Source organism: Duganella sp. BJB476, from assembly GCF_003416895.1.
Lineage (GTDB): Bacteria > Pseudomonadota > Gammaproteobacteria > Burkholderiales > Burkholderiaceae_D > Rugamonas.
In genome coordinates this window covers 1-23,308 of record NZ_QVIO01000001.1, presented here as the reverse complement: position 1 = coordinate 23,308, position 23,308 = coordinate 1, and the positions used below count along the sequence as shown (strand labels likewise).

General features: G+C 63.3%; 19 protein-coding genes. 12 read left to right on the top strand and 7 right to left on the bottom strand.

The genetic code is table 11. The annotated features are described in order from the left end of the window. Window positions 1-120: 120 nt before the first annotated feature. Genes D0T21_RS00095 through D0T21_RS00085 form a run of 3 tightly spaced genes read left to right on the top strand, consistent with a single transcriptional unit; the run spans window position 121 to window position 2,616 of the window. Window positions 121-1,584, top strand: coding sequence for a pilus assembly protein TadG-related protein (locus tag D0T21_RS00095; RefSeq protein ID WP_116987857.1), 1,464 nt, complete (start codon window positions 121-123; stop codon window positions 1,582-1,584). Next, window positions 1,581-2,039 (top strand): TadE/TadG family type IV pilus assembly protein, encoded by a 459-nt coding sequence (locus tag D0T21_RS00090; RefSeq protein WP_116987856.1) that lies wholly within the window; start codon window positions 1,581-1,583, stop codon window positions 2,037-2,039. Before D0T21_RS00095 ends, D0T21_RS00090 begins: the two co-directional genes overlap by 4 nt. Continuing rightward, entirely contained in the window at window positions 2,026-2,616 is a 591-nt protein-coding gene (locus tag D0T21_RS00085) for a TadE/TadG family type IV pilus assembly protein (protein ID WP_116987855.1), read from the top strand. The genes D0T21_RS00090 and D0T21_RS00085 overlap by 14 nt, the downstream gene beginning before the upstream one ends. A gap of 7 nt (window positions 2,617-2,623) precedes the next feature. Here D0T21_RS00085 and D0T21_RS00080 read toward each other — a convergent pair whose 3' ends face one another. Beyond that, complete coding sequence (locus D0T21_RS00080) at window positions 2,624-2,947, bottom strand: energy transducer TonB (protein ID WP_116987854.1); 324 nt, start codon at window positions 2,945-2,947, stop codon at window positions 2,624-2,626. Window positions 2,948-3,125: 178 nt separating this feature from the next. On the opposite strand from D0T21_RS00080, the gene D0T21_RS00075 reads away from it, so the two are divergent. Together D0T21_RS00075 and D0T21_RS00070 are read left to right on the top strand one after the other, a co-directional pair. Continuing rightward, window positions 3,126-3,872, top strand: a complete 747-nt coding sequence (locus D0T21_RS00075) for an ABC transporter substrate-binding protein (protein ID WP_229211274.1) — start codon at window positions 3,126-3,128, stop codon at window positions 3,870-3,872. 99 nt (window positions 3,873-3,971) lie between these two features. Next, window positions 3,972-4,208, top strand: a complete 237-nt coding sequence (locus D0T21_RS00070; RefSeq protein ID WP_116987853.1) for a hypothetical protein — start codon at window positions 3,972-3,974, stop codon at window positions 4,206-4,208. A 134-nt stretch (window positions 4,209-4,342) separates the two neighbouring features. Here D0T21_RS00070 and D0T21_RS00065 read toward each other — a convergent pair whose 3' ends face one another. After that, a complete protein-coding gene (locus D0T21_RS00065) occupies window positions 4,343-6,748 on the bottom strand; it encodes an ABC transporter permease (RefSeq protein ID WP_158567940.1) in 2,406 nt (801 codons plus the stop codon). Further along, on the bottom strand, window positions 6,741-7,487 hold the full coding sequence (locus tag D0T21_RS00060; RefSeq protein WP_229211273.1) for an ABC transporter ATP-binding protein: 747 nt from the start codon (window positions 7,485-7,487) through the stop codon (window positions 6,741-6,743). The genes D0T21_RS00065 and D0T21_RS00060 overlap by 8 nt, the downstream gene beginning before the upstream one ends. Before the next feature lie 151 nt (window positions 7,488-7,638). Between D0T21_RS00060 and D0T21_RS00055 the strand changes: the two genes are divergently transcribed. The 3 genes from D0T21_RS00055 to D0T21_RS00045 all read left to right on the top strand — a co-directional run bounded on the left by D0T21_RS00055 (window position 7,639) and on the right by D0T21_RS00045 (window position 12,937). Continuing rightward, window positions 7,639-8,169 carry a DUF2939 domain-containing protein gene (locus tag D0T21_RS00055; RefSeq protein WP_158567939.1) on the top strand — a complete coding sequence of 177 codons (531 nt, stop codon included), beginning with the start codon at window positions 7,639-7,641 and terminating at the stop codon, window positions 8,167-8,169. Window positions 8,170-8,331: 162 nt separating this feature from the next. Next, window positions 8,332-10,365: a glycoside hydrolase family 97 protein gene (locus tag D0T21_RS00050; protein ID WP_116987849.1), complete on the top strand. Its 2,034-nt coding sequence runs from the start codon at window positions 8,332-8,334 to the stop codon at window positions 10,363-10,365. Between the two features lie 127 nt (window positions 10,366-10,492). Next, the gene (locus D0T21_RS00045) at window positions 10,493-12,937 is read left to right on the top strand and encodes a GH92 family glycosyl hydrolase (protein ID WP_116987848.1); all 2,445 of its coding nucleotides are present in this window, start codon (window positions 10,493-10,495) and stop codon (window positions 12,935-12,937) included. A 34-nt stretch (window positions 12,938-12,971) separates the two neighbouring features. Here the strand turns inward: D0T21_RS00045 and D0T21_RS00040 are convergent, their stop codons facing one another. Together D0T21_RS00040 and D0T21_RS00035 are read right to left on the bottom strand one after the other, a co-directional pair. Next, on the bottom strand, window positions 12,972-14,489 hold the full coding sequence (locus D0T21_RS00040; protein ID WP_116987847.1) for a tryptophan halogenase family protein: 1,518 nt from the start codon (window positions 14,487-14,489) through the stop codon (window positions 12,972-12,974). Window positions 14,490-14,598: 109 nt separating this feature from the next. Beyond that, complete coding sequence (locus D0T21_RS00035) at window positions 14,599-17,709, bottom strand: TonB-dependent receptor (RefSeq protein ID WP_199538373.1); 3,111 nt, start codon at window positions 17,707-17,709, stop codon at window positions 14,599-14,601. Window positions 17,710-18,009: 300 nt separating this feature from the next. Here D0T21_RS00035 and D0T21_RS00030 point away from each other — a divergent pair, with 300 nt between their 5' ends. The 3 genes from D0T21_RS00030 (at window position 18,010) to D0T21_RS00020 (ending at window position 19,633) form a co-directional block, all read left to right on the top strand. Beyond that, window positions 18,010-18,285, top strand: a complete 276-nt coding sequence (locus D0T21_RS00030) for a type II toxin-antitoxin system HicA family toxin (RefSeq protein ID WP_307720688.1) — start codon at window positions 18,010-18,012, stop codon at window positions 18,283-18,285. A 36-nt stretch (window positions 18,286-18,321) separates the two neighbouring features. Continuing rightward, a complete protein-coding gene (locus D0T21_RS00025) occupies window positions 18,322-18,741 on the top strand; it encodes a type II toxin-antitoxin system HicB family antitoxin (protein ID WP_116987845.1) in 420 nt (139 codons plus the stop codon). A gap of 133 nt (window positions 18,742-18,874) precedes the next feature. After that, window positions 18,875-19,633, top strand: coding sequence for a hypothetical protein (locus D0T21_RS00020; RefSeq protein WP_116987844.1), 759 nt, complete (start codon window positions 18,875-18,877; stop codon window positions 19,631-19,633). Between the two features lie 304 nt (window positions 19,634-19,937). Here the strand turns inward: D0T21_RS00020 and D0T21_RS00015 are convergent, their stop codons facing one another. Both D0T21_RS00015 and D0T21_RS00010 read right to left on the bottom strand, forming a co-directional pair. Further along, a complete protein-coding gene (locus D0T21_RS00015; RefSeq protein ID WP_116987843.1) occupies window positions 19,938-20,714 on the bottom strand; it encodes a hypothetical protein in 777 nt (258 codons plus the stop codon). Next, window positions 20,715-21,272, bottom strand: coding sequence for a hypothetical protein (locus D0T21_RS00010; RefSeq protein ID WP_116987842.1), 558 nt, complete (start codon window positions 21,270-21,272; stop codon window positions 20,715-20,717). A gap of 388 nt (window positions 21,273-21,660) precedes the next feature. Here D0T21_RS00010 and D0T21_RS00005 point away from each other — a divergent pair, with 388 nt between their 5' ends. After that, complete coding sequence (locus D0T21_RS00005; RefSeq protein ID WP_116987841.1) at window positions 21,661-23,079, top strand: site-specific integrase; 1,419 nt, start codon at window positions 21,661-21,663, stop codon at window positions 23,077-23,079. Window positions 23,080-23,308 lie beyond the last annotated feature (229 nt).

Genomic DNA, 23,308 nt, shown 5'->3' with positions numbered 1-23,308 from the left:
ACAGAATGTTAACGGCAGGCTGTGACAGTTTCTGTCAGGAGCATCGCGCTTGTCGCCGATCAAACGCCAATATTTCCTAGTGGATAGACTGTAGCGGTATCGACACTCAGGAGGCCGCGCATGGAAACCCACAGCCGCCGGCCGCGCCGGCAGCGCGGCGCCCTGGCCTTGATGTTCGGCGTGGCCGTAGTCGGCATGTTGGTGCTGGTCGGCATGGCGCTCGACCTGGGCCAGCTGTACAGCCGCAAGGCCGAGCTGCAACTGCTGGCCGACGCCACCGTGCTGGCCGCCGCGCGCGAACTGAACGGCACCGCCGCCGGCGTCGCCAGCGCGCTGACCAAGGCGGCCGACGCCGCCGGCGACGTCCGCTACCAGTTCCACAAGCTGCCGGTCAACTGGTCCAGCGCCGCCCTCCGCTTCAGCGCCACGCCGGACGCGGCCGGCCCCTGGCAAAACGCCGCCGCCGCCCAGGCCGCGCCGGACGGCTTGCTGTACGCGCGCGCCGACACCGGCCTGCTCGATCCGGCCCACGGCCAGCTGACAACGGTGTTCATGCGCCTGCTGTCGAACACACTGGCCACGGTGAGCACCTCGGCCCACGCGGTGGCCGGCCGCCTGACCATCGCCGCCACGCCGCTGGCGGTGTGCGCGCTGTCCAACACGCCGGCCGCCGCCCGCCTCAATCCAGGCCCGCCGGCGCTGACCGAGCTGGTGGAGTACGGCTTCCGGCGCGGCGTCGGCTACGACCTGATGCAGCTCAACCCGAACGGCCTGGCGCCGGCCCACTACGCCATCGACCCGCTGTCGCCGCCCGGCACCGCCGGCAGCGCCGCCAACACCACCGACAGCGTGCTCACCCCCTATGTGTGCGCCGGCACGCTGCAGATCCCGCGCCTGCAGGGCGGCGCCATCACCGTCAGCCACAACTTTCCGCTGGCCACCCAGTACCCGCAGCTCAACTCGCGCTTCGACCAGTACGCCGGCGGCGCCTGCTCGCCCAACGGCGCGCCGCCCGACGCCAACATCAAGGCCTATGTCTACACGACGATCCCGTGGATGAGCACGGCGCGCAACGGCCAAGGCGCCAAGAAGTTCGCCGACGCCGCCAGCGGCAAACTGTGGACCGTGGCCGATCCGCTGCCCTCGCCGGCCGGCACGCTGAACGCCGACTACGGCCCGCTGTGGTCCTACGCCAAGGCGGTGCCCTATGCCGCCTACGTGCCCGGCGCCGCCGAACCCGCCGCCGGCTACGCCACCTTCGCCGCCAGCAACTGGGCATCGCTGTATGCGCCCGGCGTGCCGGCCGCCAGCGGCTACCCGGCCACCACGCCTTATCTGGCGCTGGTCGGCGCCAACTTCCAGGCGCCGTCCAGCGCCAACCTGCCCGGCCTGCGCCAGCGCCGCGTGCTCAATGTGGCGCTGCTGGCCTGCCCGGTGGCGGCCGGCGGCACCGTCGGCGCCACCGTGCTGGCAGTGGGCAGGTTCTTCATGACGGTGCCCGCCACCGCCACCAGCCTGGTCGCCGAATTCGCCGGTGCGGTGCCGGACCAGGCGCTGGGCGGCGCCGTCGAGTTGCTGCCATGAGCCGGCCGGCCCAGCACCAGCGCGGCGTCGTCGCCGTCGAAATGGCGCTGATGCTGCCGCTGTTCCTGGTGCTGCTGGCGCTGCCGCTGTTCCTCGGGCGCGCGCTGTACCACTACCAGCTCTCGCACAAGGCCGCCCACGACGCCGCGCGCTACCTGTCGTCCTGCGCCGCGCTGGATTTCAAATCGCCGGCGCGCGCGGCCGACGTGGTGGCCGCCGCCCGCGCCATCGCCGCCGCCGAGCTCGACGGCAGCAGCGCCGGCACTTACGCGCCGGTCGTCAGCGTCAATTGCGACGGCGGCCAGTGCACCGGCTTCCTCGTGCCCACCACGGTCAGCGTGCAAGTCGTTACCCTGCTGGAGGACGATGTGCTGCCCGACTTCTCCTACAACCTGCTGGGTTCCGGCGGCCTGCCGCTGACCGCCGTCGCGAGCATGCGCTATGTCGGCAACTAAGCGCCCGCGCGCGCCGCGGCGCGGCGCGATCACCATCGAATTCAGCCTGCTGTCGCTGCTGTTTTTTACGCTGCTGTTCGCCACCATGGAAGTGGCCCGCGCGATGTACTTGTTGAATACCTTGCAGGAAGTGACGCGACGCGCCGCCGCGCTGGCCGCCGTGAGCGACTTCAGCAGCCCGACCGTGATGGACCGGGTGCGCCAGACGGCGCTGCTGCGCGACGGCCCCGGCATGCTGCCACTGGGCCAGCCCGTCACCGACAGCCACCTGCGCATCGACTACCTGTCGCTGGCGCGCGGCGCCAACGGCGGCCTGACGCTCACGCCCATCCCCAGCGGCAACCTGCCGGCCTGCGTGGCGCGCGCGCGCCTCAATTGCATCGCCGATCCGAACGGCGCCAGCTGCATCCGCTTCGTGCGCGTGCGGCTGTGCGCGCCGAACGGCAACAACTGCGACCCGGTGAGCTACCAGGCCATCATGCCCTTGTTCAGCCTGCCCGCCACGCTGCCCAGCGCGACCACGATCGTCAAGGCCGAGTCGCTGGGCTTGCAGGCGGGCAGCCCGATGTGTCCCTAGCGCCGGCTTATTCCAGCTTCCACACGTACTCGAGGGTTTGCCATTGATCCCCGCCCGGCGACAGGAATTTGCACTTGGTGATACTGGTCGAAGCCGCCTTGTCGAGGTTCTTGAAGCCGCTCGACTTGCTGACCTTCGACTCCTGCACCTTGCCGTCGGCCGACAGCTTCAGGCTCAGCACTACCGTGCCCTTCTCTTCGTTCATCAGCGAGGCCTTGGGATACTCGATCACGCAGGGAACCTTGGGATCGAGCGTCGCCATCTTGTCGGCGGCAAGCGCCGGCAGCGTGACCGACAACAAACTGAGCGCAGCAATGGCATAACGTTTCATGGGTATTCCTTATGGTGGGTGACGGGATGAACCATGGTTGCAGCACTTCGATCCTACGCTTGAGCACGCTAGCCTGTCGATGGTGGGCGGCCATGGTGTTGCTTTTATGCAAAACTCGCAGCGACACGATACTATTGGCGTAGCGACTCGACAGCGTATATGCTGATGACTTGGCTTCATGACGATCCACGCAGAAAGCACCCGCAAAATGAAGCGCCGCTCCCTGATACGGCTGGCATTGCTGCCCTGGCTGCCCTGGCTGCCCGCCATGGCCGCGCCTGCCAAGCCGGTGATCAACGTCTCCACCCTGGTCGGCGACGATCCGGCCACGGACATCGCCGAACTGGTGCTGCGCGAAGCCTACAGCCGGCTCGGCTACCAGCTCGAGGTGCACCGCCTGCCCGGCGAGCGCACCCTGATCTACGCCAACGAAGGCCGCATGGACGGCGAGCTGTATCGCAAGCTCGGCATGGACCGCACCTACGGCAACCTGGTCATCGTGCCGGTAGCGCTGCTGACCTACGAAATCGTGGTCTTCACGCACGGCACCAGCTTCGTCCTCCACGGCTGGGACAGCCTCAAGCCCTACACCATCGGCCACGTGCGCGGCATCAAGATCGTGCAGGAAAACACCATCGGCATGAAGACCGAGGCGGTGCCGACCATGACCCAGGCCTTCCAGAAAATGATGGTGGGACGCACCGACGTGGTGGTCGGCAACCGCCTGTCCGGCATGGCGGTGATCAAGCAACTGAAGCTGGACGAAGTGGTGGTGATGACGCCGCCGCTGGCCGCCTTCCCGGTCTATCACTACCTGCACAAGAAGCACGAAGCGCTGGTGCCGCAACTGGCCGCCGTGCTGCGCCAGATGCGCACCGACAAAGTTATCGAAAGCATACAACAGCATGTCGCGGCAGGGTCCTAGGGGAGCGTTGCTCCTACAAGCTTGCAAGCCAAGTCCGAACCGAAAACCAACCGTTGCCACGTACACTCTTCTTTTGGTTAAAAACATTTGGAGAGCAGCATGCTCAATCTATCATCCCGTGGCCGGGCCTTTCTGGTCATCGTCGGCGCGCTCGCCGTTGACGAGTTCGGCAACGAAACACTCATCGGCCTGACGGTGCTGGAATCGGACTATTTCCTGAGGCACCAGGAATATACCGACCAACGCCTGATCCACCTCGGCGCCGCCCGCTTCCAGCTATTGATGAACCGCCATCTGCTCGCGCGCCAGCTGGTGCTGCCGCTCAAGCCGCCCTGAAGCGGTGCTCACATGCCGTGCATGCGCTTGAACAGCCCGACCAGATCGAGATACTGCGCGCCCGCATACAGGCCGATGCAAACGACGACGATCAATGCCGCCACCACGGTGGATTTTTTCATGATGATTTCCTTTCAAAGACTGGCAAGAGATGACTGAATGCTGAGCCGCGACGCCGCCCATGCCGGCAAGCCGCTCGCCAGCAAGGCGCCCAACAGGACCATCGCCGTCCAGGCCACCGCGCCGGCGCCAGACACGGTCAGCGGGAACGCCAGCCCGAACAGCAGTTCGCCCAGGTAGGCGCCGATCGCCGCCGACAGCGGCAGCGACAGCGCAAAGGCCAGCGGCACGCTCATCAAAGCGACCAGCACGCCCTCACACAACACATTGCGCAGCACCACGGCGGAACTGGCGCCGATGCTGCGCATGATGCCGAACTCGCGCCCGCGCTCGGCCACGTTGCTGCCCATCGCCGAACCCAACCCGAACAGGCCGACCGCCGCCATCAACAGCGCGATGAACAGCATGGCCGCGATCAGCAGATCGAAATGGCCGTCGACCTCCTTGCGCAGCATGGTCTCCGTCAAATTCATGCGGACGTCGATGCCGGCGGCGGCCAGCGTGCGGCCGATCTGGCGCGCCGCCGCATCGATGGCCGCTTCGTCGTGCGCGCGCAGCACGATGCGATAGCTGGACGCCTGCCCCGGACGCCCCGCCATCCGCGCATAGGTCGGCGCCGAGACGAATACCGTGGCCGCCGTCATGTCCTGGCGCGCGATGCCGGCCACCCGCAGCGTCAGCGCGCGGCCATGGCCGGCGATGCCGACGCTGCCGCCGACCCGCGCCTGCGGGAAGAACTCCAGCGCGGCGCTGTTCAACACCACCTCGTCCGGCTGGCCGGCGCTCATCCATTGGCCTGCCAACATCTCCAGCTTGAGCGTGGCGTTCTGCTCCGGCACCGCCTGCACCGCCAACGTGCCGTGCGCGCCGTCCGGATAGACACGCTCGATCTCCAGGCCGTCGGCGCGCTGGCGGGCCACGCCGCTGCGCTCCCACGCCTCGACCAGCGCCACCTGCGGCAGTGCGCCCAGCAGCTGGCTGACCTGCGCGATCGGCGCCGGACGGGCCAGCGTGGTTTCGATGTCGTAGTGGCGCTCCGCCGCCGCGTCGACCAAATGCTGCGCGGACGCGGCCCGGATATTCAGGCTGCTCATGTACATGGCGCCGGCCAGCGCCAGCAAGCCCAAAGTCAGCAGCAGGCGGCCGCGCCGGCGCAGGCTGTTGCGCAGCGCCAGCAACAGGCTGCGGTCGACCAGCGGCAGGCGGTCCAGCCACGCCGCCGGCGCGGCGAAGCGCTGGCCATGGCTGCCGCTGTCGCTGATCGCCGCCTGTACCGTCGCACCGCTGGCTTGCGCGATCGGCACCGCGGCGATCGCCAGCGGCAGCAGCACGCCGGCCGCGATCATCAGCAGATAGCACCAGTGCGGCACCGCGCCGCTATGCATGGTGAAGTTGAGGAGCTGGTTCAGCACCACGCGCGAGAACGCGCGCCCCGCCGCCAGTCCGGCCGACATGCCGAGCGCCGTGGCGATGCCGGCCAGCGCCAGCACGAGCGTCAGATACAGGCCGGCGATCTGCGAACGCCGCGCGCCGATGGTCTTCATCACGCCGATCTGGCGCCGCTGCTGTTGCAGCATGCCGCCGACCACCGTCGCCGCCAGCACCGCCGACAGCACCAGCGCCACGCCGCTGAACACCAGCAGCATCGCCAGGATGGAACTCATGACCTTTTGATGCGGGTGCTCGCCCGGCGGTGGAATGCGGATGCGCTCCACGGCGTGGCCGTTCTGCCGCAGCCAGACGGCCAGCCTCGCCACGGTCGCCTCGATGGCGTCGACATTCATGGGCTGCTCGCTGACGGTCAGCTTCAGCTGGCGCAGGCTGCCGTCCAGTCCCAGCGCGGCCACGGTGGCCGGGGTGGCATAGGCGTACACCGTCTGGCCACGGCTGGCAGGCGGCAGCGACGGATCGTGCACGGTGCCGGAGATCTGCAGCGATTGCGGCGCGCCGTGGCCGGTGCCGACGGCGATGCGCTGGCCGATGCGCGCGCCGATCAGGCGCAGCGCCTCGCGCTCCAGCAACAGCGATCCGTCCGGCGGTGGCCATGCGCCCTGCTCGCGATACACTGTGTTGATGCGCAGTTGGTTGAAATCGTCCACCACGAAGATGGTCAGCGGCAGCGCGGCGCCCTCGCCCGCCAGCGTGACGCCGACCGTGCCGCTGGCCTGCGCCTGCGCGATGCCGGGGAAGGCGCGTATCGCCGCCAGCAGCGGCGCGTCGATGCGCTCCAGTTGCAGCGTGGCCGACGGCGGATTGGTGTCGAGATAGTTGCGGGTGGTCTCACGACTGAGGATGGTGTAGCTGCTCAACATGGTGGCCAGGCCGCACACGCCGGCCGCCATCGCCAGCACCATCAGGGCCACGCGACCGGGCGTGAGCGCGACATCGCGCAACAGCTTGCGCCAGCGCGGGCTAAGCATGACGCACCCGGTTGGCGGCATGGTCGATGCCCGCAACGCCGTCGCGCGGCACGCAGATCCGGCCGTCGGCCAGCGTGACGAGGCGCGTGAAGTACGCGCTGAAGTCGCGTTCGTGCGTCACCATCAGCACCGTCTTGCCCTGTTCGACCAGGCCGGCGAACAGCTGCATGATCTGGCGCGTGGTGTCGCTATCGAGATTGCCGGTCGGTTCATCGGCCACCAGGATGGGCGCGTCGTTGGCCAGTGCGCGCGCAATCGCCGCGCGCTGCTGCTGGCCGCCGGACAGCGCCGACGGCAGCTTGTCAGCCTGCGCGCCGATATCCAGCCGCTCCAGCAACGCCAGCGCCCGCGCGCGCCGCTGGCGCGCCGGATAGGTGGCGCAGAAGTCCATCGGCAGCATCACGTTCTCGGCCACGGTCAGCGTCGGCAGCAGCTGGAAGAACTGGAACACGATGCCGAGGTGGCGGCCGCGCCAGCGCGCCAGCTCCGATTGCCGCATGCCGTGCACGGCGGCGCCGTCTATCCAGACTTCGCCGGAAGACGGCGTATCGATGCCGCTGGCCAGGTTCAGCAAAGTCGATTTGCCGCTGCCGGATTTTCCGACCACGGCGACGAACTCGCCGGCCTGCACTTCAAGGTTGATGCCGTCCAGCGCCATCAGGCTGCCGGCGCTGCTGTCGTAACGCTTGCTCAAATCGCGCAAGACCATCAAGGGTCGCGCTGCTGCGGATGCTGTCATGGTTGTTCCCCGTGGTTGAATAACACAGCAGCCATTAAACCGATGGGGGATTGCCGCTTTATCTCCGTTGAGTGAAGATTTGTAAAGTTACCAACATCAACATATAATCAAGCCGCGCCACGGCACGCCCCTGCCGAAACCCGGAACCCACTTGAAAAAACTAACGCTCAGCGCCGTTGCGGTTATCACGATCGCCCTGGTCATTACCTTCGGCTCGCCCTACATCGCCCTGTATCAAATTCGCACCGCCATCGCCGAGCGCGACGCCGAGGCCATCTCCGACCATGTCGACTTCCCCACCCTTCGGGAAAACCTGAAAGGCCAGGTCATGGGCGGCATGATGGCGGCGATGGATACGCCGGAATTGAAGTCCAACCCGTTCGCCGGTGTCGGCCAGGCGCTCGGCGCGGCCATGATCGGACCGATGATCGATTCGCTGGTCTCGCCCGCCGGGCTGATCGCGCTGATGCAACGCGCGCCGACGGCGCCCGATACGGCCGCCGGTCCATCCGGCACCAGTGAAAAACCGAACTACAAATTGTCGTTCAAGGGCTGGAGCAAGGTGACCTTGCAACGCGCCGACACCGAAGGTTCCGAAGGTGCGCTAACGTTGCGACGCTTCGGGTTATGGAACTGGAAGCTGACCTCCATCGAAATCCCCGCCGACGCATTGAAACAGTAAAACAGCACCACGCTGACCGACACTCAGAACGGCCCGCTCGCAAACGCGACCGGGCCGTTTTTAGTAATCATTCCTAAACTGCGCAATACAAGCATGCTTTCCGCGAATTTTCCTGCCTGGGTAGGTGAGAATAGTCAATCAACGGCCCTCAAAAACCCAATAATGAAACCTTTCTATCTCCTGCTACTGGCCCTTGCCGGCCCCTTCGCCCACGCGCGCGACACCAGCGTCAGTTCGCCCGATGGCGCGCTGGTGGTCAGCATCAGCGACGATCGCGCCAACCCGACCTATCGCGTGACATATCGCGGCGTGCCGGTCATCACGCCCTCCCACCTCGGCATGGTGTTCAAGCGCGGCCCGTCCTTTGGCGAGGGCTACAACATCACCACCACGGCCAGCGACAGCGCCGACACCACCTGGCCCCAGCCCTGGGGTGAGCGCAAACTGGTGCGCGACCAGCACAATGAGCTGCGCGTCGACTTCGCGCGCGCGCTCGATACGCGCAGCAAATTCACGGTGCGCTTCCGGGTGTTCAACGACGGCATCGGCTTCCGCTACGAAGTGCCCGAGCAGCCGGGCATGCCGGGCGAGATCGAGATCGTCGACGAAACCACCGAGTTCCAGATCCCCGACGCCGACAAGACCCGCGCCTGGTGGATCCCGGCGCGCGCCTGGCGCGGCCTGGAATACCTGTACCGTTCCACACTGCTGAAAGATGCGCCGCATGTGGAAACGCCGTTCACTCTTCGCCTGCCGTCCGGCGTGCACCTGTCGATCCACGAGGCGGCGCTGACCGACTACGCATCGATGACGCTCAACCAGCAGCACGACGGCGTGTTCAAGGCCGACCTCACGCCGTGGTACGACGGCAGCCGCGTCAAGACGCGCGGCGCGTTCAAGACGCCATGGCGCACCGTGCAGGTATCGCCCGACGCCAAGGGCTTGCTGAACTCGGACCTGATCCTCAATCTCAACGAACCGAACAAACTGGGCGACGTCTCCTGGGTCAAGCCGGGCAAATATGTCGGTATCTGGTGGGCCATGCACCTGTGGCAGAAGACCTGGGCCTCGGGCCCCAAGCATGGCGCGACGACGGCGGAGACCAAGCGCTATATGGACTTCGCCGCCAAGTACGGTTTCTCCGGCGTGCTGGTGGAAGGCTGGAACGTCGGCTGGGACGGCGAATGGCAGGACAACGGCGACCGCTTCAGCTTCACCGAACCCTACCCGGATTTCGACATGCGCCAAATCGCCGCCTACGGCAAGAAGCTGGGCGTGGGCCTGATCGGCCATCACGAGACCTCGGGCGCCGTATCGCACTACGCCAGCCAGATGGACGGCGCGCTCGACTACTACCGCGACAACAACGTCACGCAGGTCAAAACCGGCTACGTCACCGACAACGCGCGTATCAAGCGCGTCGACGCCGAGGGCATCACCCGCTACGAATGGCACGACGGCCAGTACATGGCAGGCGAATACCTGCACTCCGTCATGGCGGCGGCCAAGCGCCACATCAGCATCGACACCCACGAGCCGATCAAGGACACCGGCTTGCGCCGCACTTACCCCAACTGGCTCACGCGCGAAGGCGCGCGCGGCCAGGAGTACAACGCCTGGGGTTATCCGCCCAATCCGCCCGAGCACACGGCGCTGCTGCCATTTACCCGCATGCTGTCCGGCCCCTTCGACTACACGCCCGGCATCTTCAACCTCAAGCCGAACGGCGAACAATCGGAGAACCGCGTGCGCTCCACGCTGGCCAAGGAGCTGTCGTTGTACGTCGTGCTGTATAGCCCGATCCAGATGGCGGCCGACCTGCCCGAGAATTACGAGGCGCGGCGCGACGCCTTCCAGTTCATCGTCGACGTCCCGGCCGACTGGGAAGAAAGCCGCGCCATCGCCGGCGAAGTGGGTCAGTATGTGGCCGTCGCCCGCCAACAGCGCGGGGGCCGCGACTGGTTCCTCGGCGCGCTGACCAACGAAACAGCGCGCACGCTCGATCTCAAGCTCGACTTCCTGGCGCCGGGCCAGCGCTACCAGGCCGAAATCTACCGCGACGGCCCGGACGCGCACTGGGAAACCAATCCCTACGCCATCGTCATCGAAAAGAAGGCCGCGCAGCGCGACCAGACGATGACGCTATGGCTGGCAGCCGGCGGCGGCGCCGCGATCCGCTTCAAGGCGATCGACTAAGGTGATCAGCTAGGACGGTGTTTACTAAAACCGCACTAAACTCTGCGGTCCGCGCCGCCCTCGCCTCGCCGCCGCAGGCTTCAAATGCTATAAACAACAGAACAACAATACCAACTGGAGACGCTCAATGACGCACCACCGCACCACCGGCCAGCTGGCGCTCAGCATCGCGCTGGCCATGACCAGCATCTGGGCCGCCGCTGCGCCCGCACCCGCGCCCGCAACTGAATCGGGCTTCCCGGTCAATACCTTCATCGGCACCCAGGACGACGGCAACACCTTCCCCGGCGCCTCCGCCCCATTCGGCATGCTGCAACTGAGCCCGATCGGCGAGCACTACGCCGGCTGGCGCTACCTGGACCCGAAGATCCGCGGCTTCGGCCACTTCTTCCTGTCCGGCGCGGGCTGCTGGGAACAGGGCGGCCAGTTGTCGGTGCTGCCGGTGACCGGCGACATCGGCCCCGGCGCCAAATTCGACACCACCAAGCCGGCCAGCTTCGACCAGAAAAAGTACGCGTCCAGCTACACCCATGACGGCGAAGTCGGCACGGCCGGCTACTTCAAGATCAAGCTCACCGACTACGACGGCATCGTCGCCGAAACCACGGCGCTCACGCGCGCCGGCGCCGAGCGTTACACGTTTGCGGACACCGCCCGCCAAGGGCACGTGCTGGTCAACGTCGGCCAGGCCAACGAGCGCCATTCGGTGGTCGGCAGCAGCTTGCAGGTAGTGGGCGACCGAGCCATCGAAGGCAAGATCGTCACCAAGAGTTTTTGCGGCGGCGCCCAGTACGCCACCTGGTTCCGCATGGAGTTCGACCGTCCCTTCAGCACCCACGGCGTATGGAGCGACGCCGGCGGCACGCCCGGCACGCGCGGCCTGAGCCAGCAAGGCGACAGCCGTCCACACGGCGCATGGTTCACCTTTGACCTGAAAGACGGCAAGGCCGTCACCGCCATCAGCGCCATCTCGCACGTCGATGCCGAAGGCGCGCGCCGCAACCTGCACGCCGACGCCTACGCAGGCACTCAGCCGCGCAGCTTCGATGCGATGCGCGAGGCCTCCCAGCGCGCCTGGCAGCAGGAGCTGAACACGGTGCGCATCGGCGGCGCCGACAAGGATCAGCGCACCGTGTTCTACACCGCCCTCTATCACGCGCTGCTGCAGCCCTTGACGGGCAACGACGCCGACGGCCGCTATCGCGGCTACGACGACGCCCTGCACAACGCCGGCGGCGCCACCTACTACGAGTTCTTCTCGCTATGGGACACCTACCGCGCCCACAATCAGCTGCTGGCATTGCTGCGTCCAGAACGCGCGCGCGACATCGCCGATTCGGTGCTGAAGACCCGCGAACAAGGTGGATGGCTGCCGCGCTGGGGCTACGCCAACTTCGAATCCAACGTCATGACGGGCGACCCGGTGACGCCGTTCCTGGTCGACTTGTGGCGCTTCGGCGCGCTGAAAGGCCAGGAACAGCGCGCCTACACCGCGCTGCGTGAGAACGCCTTCGGCACACCGCCATTCGGCAGCCGCAGCGAAGGCCGCGCCGGCAATCCGAGCTATCTGGAAAACGGCTACGTGCAGTACGACCGCGCCTTCCGCGCCAAGGGCATGGATGTCGATCCGCACCACGGCGGCTCCGCCACGCTCGAATATGCGCAGGCCGATGGCGCACTGGCCTACATGGCCGAGGCGCTAGGCAAGCGTGACGACGCCGCGCTGCTGCGCAAGCGCGCCGGCAACTGGCACAAGGTGTGGGATGAAGCGGCGGACGACAAGGAACTCGGCTTCAAAGGCTTCCCGCGCGCGCGCATGACCGATGGCAAATGGTTTGCCGAGCTTGACGGCAGCTACAGCCCGCGCGCCGAGCACGGCTTCCACGAAGGCACTGCATGGCAATATCAATGGCTGGTGCAGCAGGACGTGGGCGGCATGGTGGCAGCCATGGGCGGACGCGCGCAGACCGCGCGCCGGCTCGACGCCTTCTTCGCCTACGACGCCTTGCGCAAGAATCCCTACGAGGCGGTGCGCAAGGATTGGGTGATGGGGCCGTACAACTACTACAGCCAGTATCGCTACAACCCGAACAACGAACCGGACCTGCACGCGCCGTGGATGTACACGCTGGTTGGCCAACCGTGGAAGACCAGTACCGTGTTGCGCGCTGCCGAGACGCTGTTCACCAATGCACCGAACGGCGTCACCGGCAACGACGACCTGGGTACCATGTCGGCGTGGTATGTGTTCAGTGTGCTGGGTCTGTATCCATCGATGCCGGGTAGCGGACACTTCCTGCTGCATGCGCCGAAATTTGCAAGCGCCGAGATTGATGTCGGCAATGGCAAGACCCTTCGCATCAACAGCAACGCCGCCAGCGACAAGGCGCCGATGGCGATCGAGCAGGTGCGCTGGAACGGCCAGCCACTGCCGAAGGTCTGGCTGGATTGGGAGCAGCTCAACGCCGGCGGACAGATCCAGATGAAGCTAGGCAGCGATGCCGCCGCCCAAACCTGGGGCACGCAAGCCGACGCCCTGCCCGCCGATCTGCGCGAGCCGCAGCGACCGTAAAGCAGTAAGTACCGGGGGCACGCCCCCGGTACGCTTACGGCGTGGCCGCCTTCCAATACCGGTTGATCCACTCCCCATGCGTCGGCATGGCCGCAACAGCCTGCGCCAGCGTCGCGCGCATGCCTTCGACGTATTGCACCAACTTCTCTTCCGGCATATCGTCCACGATCGGGTGGTAGCTTTGCGGCATGATGCGCTGGCCCAGCATCACCTGCACCCAACTCGGTAGCGCGAAGAAATCCTCGCCGTTGCGGAAGTAGCGCCCATCGCTGCGGAACAACTCCATCGCCTCCTGCAAGCTGTCCGGAACGGACATGGTGCGGCAGTAATCCCAGAACGGCGTGTCGTTACGTTCGGTAGCGTGGTAATGCAGGATCAGGAAATCCCGAACCCGCTCGTATTCGAACGCCGATTCCCGGTTGAACCGCTCGGCCAGCAAGGGATTGAAATCACGCCCGGGGAACAGCGCCAGCAGCCGGCTGATGCCCGACTGGACCATATAGATGCTCGTCGATTCCAACGGTTCCAGGAAGCCGCTGGCCAACCCCAGCGCCACCACATTCTTATTCCAGAACTTCTTGCGCATGCCGGGCGTGAAGCGCAGCGGGCGCGGCTCGCCCAGCGCCTTGCTGTCCAGGTTGGCCAGCAGCGTCGCGGCGGCCTCGTCGTCGCCCAGGTAACGGCTCGAATACACATAGCCATTGCCGGTGCGGTGTTGCAGCGGAATGCGCCACTGCCAGCCCGCCTCGCGCGCCGTGGCGCGCGTGTACGGCGTGATCGAATCGACGCGCTCGCTGGGCACCGCCATCGCGCGGTCGCACGGCAGCCAATGCGTCCAGTCCACGTAGCCGGTCTTGAGCGTCTGCTCGATCAGCAGCCCACGGAAACCCGAGCAATCGATGAACAATTCGCCTTCGACCACTTCGCCATTTTCCATCGTCACCGATTCGACATAGCCGTCATCGGCGCGCTGGTTCACGCCGACGATTTTGCCTTCGATGCGCTGCACGCCGCGCTGCTCCGACAGCTCGCGCAGGAAGCGCGCATACAGGCTGGCGTCGAAATGGTAGGCGTAAGCGATGTCGGCCAGCGGTGAATTAGGCGGGGCATTCCCGTCGCCCGGCACGAACTTGCCCTGCGGCGCCATCACGGTCTGTACCGAATAATCGCCGATCGCCGCCGCGCGGCCGGACTGGAACAACTTGAGCCAGAACTGGTGGAACGGCAGCGGCCCCAGCGAACGACCGATGACGCCGAAACCGTGGATATAGCTGTCGCCGATGCGCGACCAGTCCTTGAACTCGATGCCGAGCTTGACCGTGCCCTGGGTCCGTTTGACGAACTCGGTTTCATCAATGCCCAGCATCTGGGAGTTGAACATGCGGATGTGCGGAACGCTGGCCTCGCCGACGCCCACGATGCCGATTTCCTCGGACTCGATCAGGCGTACGGAAGCCTGCTTGCCCAGATAGGTGGCCAGCGCCGCAGCCGCCATCCAGCCGGCGCTGCCGCCGCCGACCACCACCACGCGCTTGATACGGTTGTTTGTCATTTTTCGCTATCCCTTGCACAAGCAAAAAAGTCGGCGGTTGCCAAAACAGGCAAGCGCCGACGGGAACCTCCCCTCACACCAGCGGGCGCGAGGGGACGGGAGGAAGGTATCAGAACTTGTAGTTCAGGCCAAAGTACGCGATGCGGCCGGTGTAGCCGTTGGAATAGAAGCGATCCTTGGTGTCGCTGCCCAGGTGGGAGCGGGTCTCTTCCTTGGTCAGGTTCAGCACCGATGCGGTCAGGCTCAGCTCCTTGGTCAGGTTGTAGGCCACGTTCACGTCGATCTGGCTGTACGGATCTTCATACACGTTCAGACCGTTGACCAGACCGTTGACCACTTCGCCGCGACGGTTGTACGAAGCGCGCACCAGATACTTGTCGGTTTCGTAGAACACGGTGATATTGGCCTGGTTCTTCGCGCTGCCGACCAGCGGCGACTTGCCGATCTCGGTGCCGTCGCCAAGGGTGATGGCAGCCTGGTTGGTCTTGTTGTACGTGTAGTTGACCTGGAAGCCGAGGCCGGAATCGAGCGTGTGCTGCACATACGTCTCGATACCCTGCGACACCCCGTTACGACCGCCGGCCGTGGTCGAATAGTTCTGCACCGTCACGGTCTGGCCGCCGACATTCATGGTCACGTCGCGCACCACCGGCACCGAGAAGTTGCTGACGTTCTTGCGGAACAGGTCGGCACCGAGCACGGAACCACGGTGGAAGTACCACTCCAGGCCCACGTCGAGCTGGGTAGCCTTGTACGGATCGAGCTGCTTGTTGCTGCCTTCGCCGAACCAGCCCTGCTTGTCGCCGCCACCGATCAGACGGCGGTCGTTGACGTATTCCTGGCTGTAGTACTGCAAGCCGCCCGGCGACGCGATGTCGCCATAGCTCGGCCGCGACACCACCTTGGACGCGGCCACGCGCAGCAGCAGGTTCTGACGCACGTCGAAGGCCAGGTTGAAGCTAGGCAGCACGTCGGTGTAGCTGCGATCGAGCGAACTGAGCACGAACGACGAGCTGCGCGCGGTGCTGTCCGGCAGTCGGGTGAAGCCGCTGGTGCAACCGGAGCCGGCAGGTGCACCGACCGCAGGAGCGCCGCCCGCCTGGCAAGGCGCCGGGCTGCCATTGGCGCCGTTGAAGAAGTAGTCGTTGTAGTTGTCGACGCGGTCGGTCGAGTCCGCATGCTGCCTGGTGCGCACCACGCGCAGGCCGACGTTACCGCGCAGACGGTCGGTCTTGATGTTGGCCTGGAAGTAGGTCGACGAAATCTTCTCGTTGACGTTGTAGACGAAGTTGTCTTCGTTGCGGGTCTGCATAGCGCCGTAGGTCTGGTTCAGGTAGGCGATGTAGGCCGGATAGTTAATCGCCGGGAAAGCGCTGGCGCTGATGCCACCCGCCAGATTGTCCAGCGATTGGCTGTACAGGAACTGCGACTGGAACTTGTTGGCGGTGGGATCGCAGCCGGCCTGGTAGCGCTTGTCGTAGTTGGTCGGATCGGCGCCCTTGCACACCCAGTAGTTGTTGCCGGTGCTGCGGTGGGTGCCGCCATCACGGTACTTGCCGCCGAATTGCAGCGAGTCCAGCCAGGTGCTGTCGGCGTGCCAGGTGAAATCGGCCTGGGCGTATTTCTGCTCGGTGCTGTTGTGGGTCCACGACGAGCTGGTCGAACCGAGGTCGATTTCGCCTATGCCCTTCTGCAGGTTAGACATCAGTTCCGGCGAGAAGGTCATGGTCGGCTTGCCGGCCGTGCTCCAGGCGCTGGCGTAGTTGCCGAGGGTCCAGCTGCCATCCGCGTTTTGCAGGCGCGGCTTGATCGGCATGCCGAATTGCAGCTCCGGACCGCCGCCGGCCCAGGTACGGCCGCCCTTGAAGGTCGCGTCCAGCGACGTGCCATGCCATTCGACTTCGATGTCGGCGGTTTGCGACAGCGCTTTTTCGCGGTTGTAGCTGCCGGTAATCTGCGGCGTTGGAATGGTGCAATCGTCCGGACCGAAGCCGCCGGTGTTGGTCAGGCCGCCCGCCTTGGCCTGGTCGCCGCTGCAGTAGTAGGTCTTGCCGGGATGCGCGCTGTATTGCGCGCCGGTGACGATGGTGCCGCTGCGGTCGAAGGTCAGGCCGTCGAGCATGCGGCCGCCGGCCCAGTTGCCGTCGCCGTCATAGCGAGCCAGATTCCATTCCGGGATCTTCAGCGTGTTGGTCTGCGAGTTCTGCGACAGATCGAAGCGGAAGTAGTTACCGGTCACGGTCAGGTTGCGGACAGGCTTGGCTTGCAAGGTCAGCTGGCCGCCCTTGCGCTCGCGGTCCTCGGTCTTGACGTCGAAGTTGACCGAGGTCGGCATCATGAAGTTGGTGTACTTCTTGCCGCTCTGGTCCTTGAAGCCGGACTGGCCCCACCAGTAGCTGTTCATATTGGACGGCTTGCCGTTGACGTCGGTGGCCGGATGGGCGTCGTAGTCGTCGCCATACCATTGCCAGTTTTCGGTGCTGGCGCCCATGGTGCGGGTGGTGCGTTTCTGTTGCGTGTAGCCGACCAGCACGCCGAAACGGTTGCTCTCGTCGTGCCAGGCGTACTGGCCGGAGAACTGGCCGTCGGTCTTCTTGCTGGTGTCGGCCCAGGTGCCTTCGGCCGAGACAAAGCCGGTGCCCGACTTCACTTCCAGCGGACGGCGGGTGTGCAGGATCACGGTGCCGCCGATGCCGCCTTCGTCGATGCGCGCTTCCGGCGTCTTGAACAGTTCGGCGCTGGACAGCATGTTGGCCGGCATCAGCATGTAATTGAAGGAACGGGTCGGATCGCCGTTGGACTCTGCGGTGGCGATGTAGTTGCCGTTCAATTGGGTCAGGGTCAGTTCCGACGACAGGCCGCGGACGCTGACGTTCTTGCCCTCGCCGCCGCTGCGGTCGATGATCACGCCAGGCACGCGCTGCAGCGCGTCGGCCACGTTCTTGTCGGGGAACTTGCCGATGTCTTCGGCGGTGACCACGTCGACGATGGCGTTGGCGTTGCGCTTCTGGTCGAGGCTTTTTTCGATCGCGTAGCGGTAGCCGGTGACGACCACGGAGTCGATCGGCTTGCCGTCGGCGGTTTTCTCGGCCGGCTTATCGGCGGACGCGGTTTGCGCGTGGGCGCTGGAAAGGGTCATCAGGCCGAGGCTCAAGGCCGTGGCGATCGGCGTCTTGGTCCAGCGGCGCTGGCGTGCAGCGTGAGGGGTTTTTAAGGTCATGTGCTGTCTCCTGGTCGTGTGCCCTACGAGGGGCTGTATTTTTTATTTGGCGGCAGCAGGCTACCGCATTGAAACGCGAACCCTGAGGATTTCCTAAACGGCTCAAAAGCCGCTTGCATATCGATGGGGACCGCATTCCAACCAGAAAGATTTATACAGAAGAAGCGTAGGTGGCTCTACAAACTTTCAAAGTTTGCATGAAGTTTAGCGTTGTTTAGGAAACAAGAGAGGTGGGAGGGCGACAGCCGACTGCCAGGCGGCGCCGGGGGCGGGATTCGGTGGCTCGCCAGGCACGGTGGCATGGTTCCTCCGGGGCAGGTCCCCATTGATCTGCATCCACAATATACAACAAACATGTTGTATATTGAAGCTATCAGCCATCGAAGTAGAGGCCCTATGAAGTACAGCGAGTTCCGACGGTGGCTGGCGCGACAAGGGGCGGTTTTCACACCGGCCAAAGGCAGCCACCATAGGGTCACTCTTAACGGAAAGTCGACCATCTTTCCGGATCATGGAACGAAAGAAATTGGAACCGGACTCGTGGAAAAAATCAAAAAGGACCTTGGACTGAAATGAAAAAGCCAGAGTGTCTGACAGCAACCGGAGAATGATATGTTGAACTACCCCATAACTCTCACGCCCGACTCCAACGGCACTTACTTGGTAGGTTTCCCCGACTTCCCGGAAGCAAACTCTGTCGGCGACGACATCGCCGACGCACTGGCAAATGCAGGTGACGCGCTGGAATCAGCGCTGTCGATCTACTTCGACGAACGCCGCCCAATACCGCTGCCATCGGCGAACAACACCGGAAACGCCGTTGTGAGCCTTTCTGCGTTAGGAACGGCAAAGGTCCTTCTATGGAATGAGATGCACGCACAAAATATGCGCAAGGCAGACCTGGCGCGCAGGCTCGACGTACACATGCCGCAAGTAGATCGATTGTTTGACTTGACGCACTCTTCGAAAATTGAATTTGTTGAACAAGCTGCAAAGGCTCTTGGTAAAACGTTGAACGTTTCGCTCATTTAACGTGGAGCTGGCTCAAATCGGAAGGCTGAACAGACGCTTACAGTACACTTCAAGCTGGAACTTGATTTAGATTAGAATGGCCTGAGACGCACCTTCGCTCCCAAGCTAACCTAACGCCAGGGAATATACCGCAATGTGGTCGACAACAGCTTATGCCGGGTTGCGCGCTATTTTTCCGATCCTGATCGTCGCTCATGCTGCAACTATTGCCGCTGCGACGGCCCCAAATAACGTGGTCTACCTGGCGCGAACCGAGAACGAACCGCTGATAGACATCGCGTTCCCCACTCTCAAGGAAGTGTATGGTCGGGTAGGCATTTCCGTCGTAGAGAGGAATGCTCCTGGCGAACGCGCAGTGGTCATGGTCAATAGCGGCGAAGTATATGGCGACGTCATGCATGTTGGCGGACTGGAGAACCACTATCCCAATTTGATTCGCATCCCGGTGGCCATCATTCAGTTTGACGCGGTGGCATTTACGTCAGGCAAGGACATCCTTATCACGGGCTGGTCAGGCTTGGCGCAGCATCAAACATGTATCCGACGAGGAATTAAAGCAATCGAGTTCGCTATGGCTGGACAAAAGAATGTCACGGTCGTGAGCAGCTATCAGCAAATATTCTCCATGCTCAAGGCTGGTCGATGCGATATCGCTGTCTTACCGCGTAATGCCTGGCTCGAAGTCGAGCGCCTGAACATTACGGGACTCCGCTCGATGGAGCCGCCGTTGCAATCCTGGCCTCTTTATCACTACGTCCATAAGTCTCATGCGGATATCGTCCCTATCCTTACCAGAACCTTGCTGAGTATGGATAAGGCAGGACAATTAACAACGAGGCAGGACGCGTTTTGGAAACACGTGGAGGATGTTAGGAGAGCCTACAGCAATTAACAACCTAGCGTACCCACCGGCCCCCAGGCGCAACATGTGATCAACTTCACCGACGCTTTTTCTTACGCACCGTATCGGACTGCTCTTGCGCAGGTTTTGTCGCAGGTGGCGGCGCAAGCGGAAGCGGAATGCCTAAAAACACCATGACCAGTAGCACCGGAAACAGTAGGTAAAATAACGGGCGCCGCCAGTTAAGTTTAGTTTTAAACATAAGCGGCAGATGGTGCTTGATACGACTTTATCAATGCGCCCGAGCCACTTAAAAAATTGCTTTAGCGGGGCTTCGGGACTAGCTCACGAAACCCTAGCTTATTGCACTCTGAATCGCCACGGGTCTGCCAGACACCCGCAAGCCGTTTAAAATGCTTTCGTGATCTGCTCCGAATGCGTCGCCATCAAGGCCGGCAGCGCTCCGGCTTGGTCCACGAAGGGTTGGTAGATCGCGATCAAGCGCCGCATGCGCGGCAAATGAAAACGCAGCTCCAGCTCCATAGCGCGCTGTGCCATCAGGGCCTGCGTGAAGTAGCGCTTGGCACAGCGCCCACCAATAGCTGTTGTCGTAGGCCAGTGGCACGGCCTGGTCGCGCAGCGCCGGCGATTCCTCTTTCGGCAACAACAGCAACGGCGGCGTCAGCGTGCAGCGCTCGCACGCCGCCACGTACCAGTCGAGTTCATTGCGGACCATCTCGAACGCGGCGTGCCGGTGTTCGACCTCCAGCAGCCGGGTGGCGACGGCATCGGCCGTCAAATCCCACGGCGTCACCGACCGGTGGAACACCGATAACTGCCCGGTCTCCAGGTAATTCCGGTATCCCTGCGGCAGCACGGACGCGGCGGGCAAGCATTCCTCGCCAAAGGGCAGCCGCAGGCGCTGCCGCAATTGCTCGATCATGTAGGCCCGCCCCGGCTCGTTGATCAGCGGCGGCGGAAGATGATCGCGCAGCCACAGTTCCCGCGCATAAAAGGCGCACCAGCCCTCGGCGATGTCCTGCTCCATCAGCGCCAGCCACGCGTCGAACAGCGAGGCCGCCGAGGCCCCCAATAACTCGCACAGCCTGGCCGCGAAGTCCGCTTGTTTCAATTACCGTCTCCTCTCTTCACTTACGCGCTTCGGCGCTTCGGGGGCAGTTCCTGCAAAGTGCCATTTGGCGGGTTGCAGGAACTGACTCCGCGCACTCAGAAGACGCCGCTCTGAATACTGAAGAAATTTTGCCAGGACCAGCGCACCCGTGCCGACCGCCAATAAAAACACGACATCATTTATGCCAGCGTGATTGACATCAAAAGCTACCGTAGCTCCCCGGAAAACGAACTCCTCGCCTACTGCGGCCATCAAGGCGACGGCCACGATCGCAGAAATATACTGGATCGAAAAATCTGGCATGAAAAACTCTGCGGATCTGACAAGGCAAATAACCCATGTCGAGCATGCCATCAACAACAATGACAATGCGGTGCCATACAGCGCGGATTGAAAATCACGCTTACCGAACAGGAAGTAGCTAAACAAAACGGCTACCGGAGATCCCAAACTCAAAATCAATACGCCACTCGACCGGGCAATACCTGTTGCAGCAAGAAAGGGCACAAAAACAGCAAAAAGAATAACCGGCAACAAGGCCACAATGCTTTTTTTCATAGATCGGAGATGTCGTCTCCTCCAGTTTGAACCGGAGTGTATTATTGGGGTATTTGTTAGGGTACAGACTTGCAAAAACAACAAAGGCCAGTCCGAAGACTGGCCTAAGCTGTTGATTCTATTGGTCGGGGCGAGAAGATTCGAACTTCCTACCCCTTGCACCCCATGGCCGAGTTAACTCTTCCTTTAGCATCCAGGAACGTCCATCCATTGAGCAACATCATTAATAATCAATGGCTTGGCGCTACCATCCGTCTATACCCATCCGTACTCATCCAGTCCTAGCCGAGCGTCTTGTTGGGGTATTTGTTGGGGTATTTTTTGCTCCTCTTGCGACCCCTTGTAAAAACCTCCGGCCCATTGCAGGGCTGACGTTCTGGAATACAAGATGCCTAGGATCACACAGAAGGAATTGTTGGCGATTACGACGAAACAAGTCGGACTCGTCGTCCGGGATGATGGCGGACTGTTCGGGCGCGTACGCGTGAAGGCCGACAACAAACTCACGATTCCGTTTTACTACCGCTACCGGCATGGCGACAAGCTGCACGACATTTCATGCGGCTCCTGGCCGCATGACAGCCTGGCGCAGATCAGGGAAGCCCGCGATGCCGCGCGCGACCGCGCGGCCACTGGAGCCGATCCTGCCACGGTAAAAAAGGTGCAGAAGATCGAAGTTCAGGAGGCGCTGGAAGCGAAGCTGGCCCAGGTCGAGGCGCAACGCGAGGCAGGCCTGACGGTGCGCGATATGTTCGACGTCTGGCTGCTGGACGGCGTGCGGCGCAGGAACGAGAACGCAGAATTGAAACGGCAGTTCAATGCAGACGTCTTGCCCAAGATTGGCGGCGTCGCCGTCCGCGCACTGACGGAGCACGATCTGCGTCACGTGCTGCGTACCATGGTGGCGCGTGGCGCCAACCGCAGCGCTGTCTCGTTGCGGAACAACCTGAAGCAGATGCTGAACTGGGCACAGAAGCGTCAGCCGTGGCGCCGTCTGCTCGTCGAGGGCAACCCGATGGATCTGATCGAGATCGGCCGCATCGTCAGCCCGGAGTTCGATCCGCGCGGCGTGCGCGAGCGGGTGCTCTCCCCTGCCGAGATTCACGAATTGCACACCGTCCTCGACCGCGCGCGGAAGGAATATGCGCAAGCGGCAAACAGGCGCATCGCCGTGCAGCCCATCGAAATCACAACCGAATGTGCGATCTGGATCATGCTGTCGACCCTGTGCCGGGTCGGCGAGTTGACCATGGCACGCTGGGAACACGTCAGCTTCGAGCGCGCGGAATGGTTTATACCAAAGGAGAACGTGAAGGACCGCATCAGCAGTCTGACGATCTCGCTATCCGATTTCGCGCTGCGATATTTTCGCCGCTTGTACGATTGCAGCGGAGACACCGACTGGTGCTTCCCGAACTACATGGGCACGCTCCACATTTCCCCGCGAGCGATCACCAAACAGATCAGCGACCGGCAAACCATGTTCAAGCACGGGCGCGACGGCGGTCCTCGCGCCAAGATGCCGCATCGCCGCCAGGATGACCGTCTTGTGCTGCAAAGTGGGAAACACGGCGCGTGGACCGCGCATGACTTGCGCAGGACGGGTGCCACACTGATGCAAAGTCTCGGCGTCACGCTGGACGTCATCGACCGTTGCCAAAACCACGTGCTGGCGGGAAGCAAGGTTCGCCGCCACTACCTGCACTACGACTATGCCCGCGAAAAACGGGAAGCATGGAACAAGCTAGGACGACAGTTAGAAGCAATCGTTAATGCTGAAAATGTCGCTGCTATACCCGACAAATAAAGAGCCGTTGAGCAATCCCAATTAGCCGCCTCATGAATCGGGGCACTGTCGACCAAGTGATCCTATTCCTACGTCACTTTCAAAGCCAACGTCGGCTACCGCCTGTGGATTCAATCGGTCAACGCAACACTCTAACCTAAAACCCTTAGGTCACAGGAGTGTTGAAGATGAAACAGCGACCGCGAATCCATTACACCGAAAGCCAGAAGGCGCTGATGTGGGAGCGCTG